Here is a 5027-nt window from a genome sequence, read left to right on the forward strand (position 1 = left end):
ACCCGGCCCTGAGGAGCCGTTCATGACCACTCCACGCACGTCGATCGGCCCGTTCTCCTCGCCCGGCGCGACCCCGCGACCGTGGGCGGAGACAGAGTGGGCGCTGCGCCACGTCCAGAACTTCCACCTCTGCACGGTGCGTCGCGACGGCCGTCCGCACGTCACGCCGCTCGTCGCGGTCTGGGCGTTCGCCGCCGCGTGTTCACGACCGGGGAGAACGAGCAGAAGGCCGTCAACCTGCGCGCCAACCCGCACTGCGCGCTGACGACCGGCACCGACACGCTCACCGGCGTCGACCACGTCATCGAGGGCACGGCGAGCCTGGTCACCGACCCCGACACGCGTCAGAGGGTGGCGACGGCGTTCGAGGAGGCGTACGGCTGGCAGCTCGCCCGCGAGGACGGGACGTGGCACGGCATGGGCGACGCGATCCGCGACGGGACCGTCCAGCTCTACCGCATACAGCCCGTCAAGGGGTTCGCGTTCTCCGTGGGCGTCGAGCCTGCGCAGACGCGCTACGAGTGGAGCTGAGCGCTCCGGCGACGTCGACGGACACCTGACGCGGTGAACGCGACGACGGCCGCACCGCCGACCAGCGGCACCACGGCGAACAGAGCGCCGACCGGCCAGAGGTTCGCGCCGATGACGGTCGCGGTGGCGGACTTCCAGCAGTAGAGCGCCAGCGCGGGCAGCGCCACGGCCACGACCGTCACGCCGGGTCGGCCTGCCGCTCCACCGAGTGCGGCGAGCACGGCCAGCCCGACGGCGACGGCGGTCCAGTGCCCGGTGGTCACCGGCGAGACGTACTGGTCCGGGTCCGCGGTCGGGACGACGCTCCAGTCGGCGGGCATGACCAGCCACCAGACCGCGACGGCGGCCAGGGCCAGCGCGCCGCCGAGGAGCAGGCCGGTGAGCAGCCGGTGGGCGGTGGTTCCGGTGTCCGACATGCCTTGATGCTGGCCGACGCGCGGGCCGAGGCATCGGTGGATCTACGCAGACCACCCGGACGGCGATGATTCCGCGCCTGTCGCCTGGTCAGAACTCGCATGGACACGCAGAACCTCGCCGACCTGTACGAGCTGCCCGCCCTCGACTGGCCGAGCGTCACCGACCGGCTGGCCGCCGGGTACGAGCAGGCGCCCGGCGGAGGCGGCCCCGACCGGCACACGACGTGGCTCACGACCCTCGACGCCGACGGCGCACCGCACGTCACCGCGATCGGGTCGCTCTGGCTCGACGGCTCGTTCTGGTTCGAGACCGGCCGAGGCACGCGCAAGGGCCGCAACCTGGCCCGCGACCCGCGCTGCACCCTCGCCCTCTCCACCCGCGAGTTCGACCTGAGCGTCCAGGGCAGCGCCGAGGTCGTGACCGACCCGGCCACCGTCGCCCGTCTGGCCGCGGTCTGGGCCCAGGGTGGGTGGCCGTGCGAGGTCGACGAGTCCGGCACGGCCCTCACCGCCCCGTTCAGCGCGCCGTCGGCCGGGCGGCCGCCGTGGGCGGTGTACCGCGTCACCGCTCGTTCCGCACACGCCGTGGCGACGGTCGCGCCGGGCGGAGCCACGCGCTGGACGTTCTGACCGGGTGCCGGCTGATCGGTAGTACGGTGCGGGCAGCGTCGCGTGCCGGTGGCAGACCGTGTCAGGCATGGAGGCGTGGGATCCGAAGGACGTGTCGACGATGTCGCACACCCCTTCGCCCTCACGTGACTGAGGGCGAGACGACCAGGCTGGTGGCCTGGAGCCGCGAGACGCGGCGAGTGCACGAACGGCTGCGCGCGGCGCTGCGGGTGACCCGCGCGTCCGCCGACGAGCAGGCCGCGCGCGAGCTGCTCGTGTTCTGCCGCGCGTTCTGCACGGCGCTGACCGGGCACCACGAGGGGGAGGACCACGTCCTCTTCCCCGCTCTCGAGGCGGCGCACCCCGAGCTGCGGGACACGCTGCGGCAGCTGGCGCACGACCACTCCGTGATCGGGCACCTGCTGGGCGACCTGCAGGCGACGCTCGACCGCGCCGCGAGTCCGGCGGAGCTCGACCGGCACCTCGAGGGGATCGCGGCGATCATGGAGTCGCACTTCCGGTTCGAGGAGCGGCGCCTCCTCACCGTCCTGGAGACGCTCGACCTCGACGCGGAGATCGACACCGTCTTCGGACCGCTGTGACCGGACGGTGGCAAGGTGTGACGCATGCCCACACCTTCCACGAGACTGGGACGCCGAGAGCGCGGTGCTGGCCGCCCGGGCGCTGTCCCGAGGACGCCCGACGGAGTGGTTCGAGGAGCTGTACGCGGCGGGTGACCGCGGCGAGACGACGGTGCCGTGGAACCGGCCGGCGGCGGCGCCACAGCTGACCGAGTGGCTCGCAGGGCTCGGCGCGCCCGACGGCCGTCGAGCCGTGGTGGTGGGGTGCGGGCTGGGCGCGGACGCCGAGTTCGTCGGGGCCGCGGGGTTCGCGACGACCGCGTTCGACATCGCGCCGACCGCCGTCGCCACGGTCCGTCGCCGGTTCCCGGACTCGCCAGTGGACTACCGCGTGGCCGACCTGCTCGCCCTGCCCGACGAGTGGGCCGGGGCGTTCGACGTGGTGGTGGAGATCATCAACGTCCAAGCGCTCCCGGTCTCGCTGCGACCCACCGCGACGGCCGCGGTGGCGTCGCTGGTGGCGCCGGGCGGGAACCTGCTGGTGGTGGAGAACGTCCGCGAGGACGGCGCTCCGCCGTCCGAACGACCGCCGTGGGCGTTCACCCGCGCGGAGGTCACAGCCTTCGCCGAGCGCGGGCTGGAGCTGGTGTCGCTGAAGCAGACCTCGACCCCCACGCTGCGGTGGCAGGCCGAGTACCGGCTCACATGAGGTGCCCGGCCGCCCAGCCGAGACCCGCGGCGGCGACGCCCACGAGCACGCTCCCGACGAGGTTCGTCAACCCGAGCAGGGGCTTGCGGGCCTCGATCAGCGCGACCGTCTCGTAGCTGAAGGTGCTGTAGGTCGTCAGGGTGCCGCAGAACCCCGTGCCGACGAGCGTCGCCACGACCGGGTCGGCGCGCGCCAGGCTCACGCCGAGCACGAACGAGCCGACGCCGTTGACGCGAAGGTGCCCCACGGGAACGGCCCCGCCCACCACCGCCGCACGGCCCGGTCGGTCAGGAACCGCGCCGGGGCGCCGACCGCCGCTCCCAACCCCACCAGCAGCACGCTCATGCCGCACTCCCCCGAGCGCGCCGGAGCAGCGCAGGCCCGACCCTGCGGCCGAGGGTGAGACCCGCGGCGGCCCCCAGCACGGCCAGGACGGTGTCGCGAGCAGGTAGCCGACCGCTGCCACGACCTCGCCCGCCTGCGCGAGGGTCACCACGTCGGCGGCGTAGGTCGAGAACGTCGTGTAGCCGCCGAGCACGCCGATGCCCAGCAGCGGCCGCACCAGCGGGTGCGCCTCGACCAGCTCGGTGATCACCGCCATCAGGGCACCGATGAGCACGCATCCGGAGACGTTGATCAGCAGCGTCGACCACGGCCACTGCGTCGGGGCGTGGGGCAGCGCGACGCCGACGCCGTAGCGGACCTCCGCGCCGAGGATCCCGCCCACGGTCACGGTCGCGACCAGTGCTCCCCACGACGGGTCCCGCCACCGCCTGCCGCTCCCGTGCGGCACGACGTCGGGATCGACGTCGGCCGCGGTCGGATGGTCACGATCGTTCGACATCCGCAGAGTCCTCCACGTGCTCGCCCGCCTGGAACGTCGGTTCGGTCATCGCCGGGTCGCCTCCCAGGCGAAGTGCCACGGCAGCCAGCAGATCAGGACCGCGATGGAGCCGAGGATCGTTGCCGTAGGGCTCGCCACCAGGAGCCCCCAGCCGATGAACACCAGCCCGACCAGCAACAGGACCTTCCCCGCGAGAATCCCGGGGTGGCGCCGCCGGCCGCGGGCGTCGCCCATGCCGGACCGCTTGCCCGCGGGCAGGGACAGCTGCGCGGCCAGCGCCGGGTCCTCCCTGGCCAGCTGCCGCCCCAGAGCCTCCAGCGCGCGGACGTCTCGTCGACGCTTCACGACGCACCGCCGCGCGGGTCCTCGGGAGCGACGACCCTGGCCGGCATCCAGCACGTGATCAACAGCACGGCGCCGACGGCCCCCGCGCCCGCCCACCCGGCCAGCAGTCCGGCCGCGAGCAGCACCACGCCGAGCAGGAACATCGCCGTACCCAGCCGTGCGGCCCACCGCGTCGCGCGCGACTCGACGGGCCCGCTCAGCTCGCGGGCCAGAGCAGGATCGGAGGCGACCAGCTGCTCGCCCAAGGCCACCAGCGCGCGCCGCTCTCGACGGCTCAACCGCGCCACGGGCACCTCCTACCCACAGAAGACCTCTGTCGGTAGGAGCTATCAGCCCTCGTTCAGGCGGTTGTCGGCGAGCCCCATCGCCATCCGTGCCGACGATACTCCGCGGCCGCACCGAGGAGAAGCCCGCCGAGCGCTCCCGCCACCGAGTCCGGCCGGAGGACGACGACGGCCCCTGCTCGGCGTTTCCGCTGGTCAGTGGCCGTTAACCGTAGGGGGTGGCGGGTAGAGGATTCGAACTTCTCCCGAGATCATCAACGTCCAAGCGCTGTCGATCTCCCGACTACTCCGGAGCGACGATCCGCGGAGGCATCCAGCAGGTGATCAGCAGCAAGGCGCCGACCGCTCCCGCTCCGGCGTCCGCGACCAACAGCCCGATCGTGAGCAGGACGACGCCGAGCAGGAACATCGCCGCGCCGAGCCGCGTGGCCCACCGCACCGAGCCCGGCTCGGCGGGCAGGCTCAGCTCGCGGGCCAGCACAGGATCGGAGGCGCCCAGCTGCTCGCCCAGAGCGACCAGCGCTCGCCGCTCACGTCTGCTCAGTTCAGGTCTCATTCCCATAACGGCCCCGACGCTACCTCGGGACCACACCGCGTGGAGCGCGGCCCGCGTCACACTGACGGCGTCGCGGGCTGGACACACGACAACGGCCCCCGATCAGCGTCTGCGCTGGTCAGGGGCCGTTACCCTTGGGGGGTGGCAGGTAG

General features: G+C 73.3%; 10 protein-coding genes and 1 riboswitch. Of the genes, 5 read left to right on the forward strand and 5 right to left on the reverse strand.

Annotated elements, in window-relative coordinates; genetic code table 11:
* Window positions 1–22 precede the first annotated feature (22 nt).
* Together KPL57_RS26740 and KPL57_RS26745 are read left to right on the forward strand one after the other, a co-directional pair.
* The gene (locus KPL57_RS26740) at window positions 23–265 is read left to right on the forward strand and encodes a hypothetical protein (protein ID WP_226353621.1); all 243 of its coding nucleotides are present in this window, start codon (window positions 23–25) and stop codon (window positions 263–265) included.
* Complete coding sequence (locus KPL57_RS26745) at window positions 199–531, forward strand: pyridoxamine 5'-phosphate oxidase family protein (RefSeq protein WP_308253033.1); 333 nt, start codon at window positions 199–201, stop codon at window positions 529–531. The genes KPL57_RS26740 and KPL57_RS26745 overlap by 67 nt, the downstream gene beginning before the upstream one ends.
* Here KPL57_RS26745 and KPL57_RS26750 read toward each other — a convergent pair.
* Complete coding sequence (locus KPL57_RS26750; RefSeq protein WP_226353613.1) at window positions 516–947, reverse strand: hypothetical protein; 432 nt, start codon at window positions 945–947, stop codon at window positions 516–518. The two genes, KPL57_RS26745 and KPL57_RS26750, sit on opposite strands and share 16 nt — an antisense overlap.
* A gap of 99 nt (window positions 948–1046) precedes the next feature.
* On the opposite strand from KPL57_RS26750, the gene KPL57_RS26755 reads away from it, so the two are divergent.
* The 3 genes from KPL57_RS26755 (at window position 1047) to KPL57_RS26765 (ending at window position 2846) form a co-directional block, all read left to right on the forward strand.
* Complete coding sequence (locus KPL57_RS26755; protein WP_226353614.1) at window positions 1047–1577, forward strand: pyridoxamine 5'-phosphate oxidase family protein; 531 nt, start codon at window positions 1047–1049, stop codon at window positions 1575–1577.
* A 125-nt stretch (window positions 1578–1702) separates the two neighbouring features.
* Window positions 1703–2158: a hemerythrin domain-containing protein gene (locus KPL57_RS26760; protein ID WP_226353615.1), complete on the forward strand. Its 456-nt coding sequence runs from the start codon at window positions 1703–1705 to the stop codon at window positions 2156–2158.
* A gap of 64 nt (window positions 2159–2222) precedes the next feature.
* Complete coding sequence (locus KPL57_RS26765; protein WP_226353616.1) at window positions 2223–2846, forward strand: bifunctional 2-polyprenyl-6-hydroxyphenol methylase/3-demethylubiquinol 3-O-methyltransferase UbiG; 624 nt, start codon at window positions 2223–2225, stop codon at window positions 2844–2846.
* Here the strand turns inward: KPL57_RS26765 and crcB are convergent.
* From crcB to KPL57_RS26790, 4 genes are all read right to left on the reverse strand, one after another.
* Complete coding sequence (gene crcB, locus KPL57_RS70350; protein WP_308253034.1) at window positions 2839–3690, reverse strand: fluoride efflux transporter CrcB; 852 nt, start codon at window positions 3688–3690, stop codon at window positions 2839–2841. The genes KPL57_RS26765 and crcB overlap by 8 nt on opposite strands.
* 45 nt (window positions 3691–3735) lie before the next feature.
* Window positions 3736–4035 carry a DUF3040 domain-containing protein gene (locus KPL57_RS26780; protein WP_226353617.1) on the reverse strand — a complete coding sequence of 100 codons (300 nt, stop codon included), beginning with the start codon at window positions 4033–4035 and terminating at the stop codon, window positions 3736–3738.
* A complete protein-coding gene (locus KPL57_RS26785) occupies window positions 4032–4322 on the reverse strand; it encodes a DUF3040 domain-containing protein (RefSeq protein ID WP_226353618.1) in 291 nt (96 codons plus the stop codon). The genes KPL57_RS26780 and KPL57_RS26785 overlap by 4 nt, the downstream gene beginning before the upstream one ends.
* Before the next feature lie 26 nt (window positions 4323–4348).
* Window positions 4349–4413, reverse strand: a riboswitch (Fluoride riboswitch).
* Window positions 4414–4602: 189 nt separating this feature from the next.
* Window positions 4603–4875 carry a DUF3040 domain-containing protein gene (locus KPL57_RS26790; protein WP_226353619.1) on the reverse strand — a complete coding sequence of 91 codons (273 nt, stop codon included), beginning with the start codon at window positions 4873–4875 and terminating at the stop codon, window positions 4603–4605.
* Between the last annotated feature and the right edge of the window lie 152 nt (window positions 4876–5027).

It is taken from the genome of Pseudonocardia sp. ICBG601, from assembly GCF_020496245.1.

What these genes read in the sequence shown, in the direction of transcription:
- KPL57_RS26740 (WP_226353621.1), top strand. Translation starts at nt 23, where the DNA reads ATGACCACTCCACGCACGTCGATCGGCCCGTTCTCCTCGCCCGGCGCG.
- KPL57_RS26750 (WP_226353613.1), bottom strand. Translation starts at nt 947, where the DNA reads ATGTCGGACACCGGAACCACCGCCCACCGGCTGCTCACCGGCCTGCTC.
- KPL57_RS26755 (WP_226353614.1), top strand. Translation starts at nt 1,047, where the DNA reads ATGGACACGCAGAACCTCGCCGACCTGTACGAGCTGCCCGCCCTCGAC.
- crcB (WP_308253034.1), bottom strand. Translation starts at nt 3,690, where the DNA reads ATGTCGAACGATCGTGACCATCCGACCGCGGCCGACGTCGATCCCGAC.
- KPL57_RS26790 (WP_226353619.1), bottom strand. Translation starts at nt 4,875, where the DNA reads ATGAGACCTGAACTGAGCAGACGTGAGCGGCGAGCGCTGGTCGCTCTG.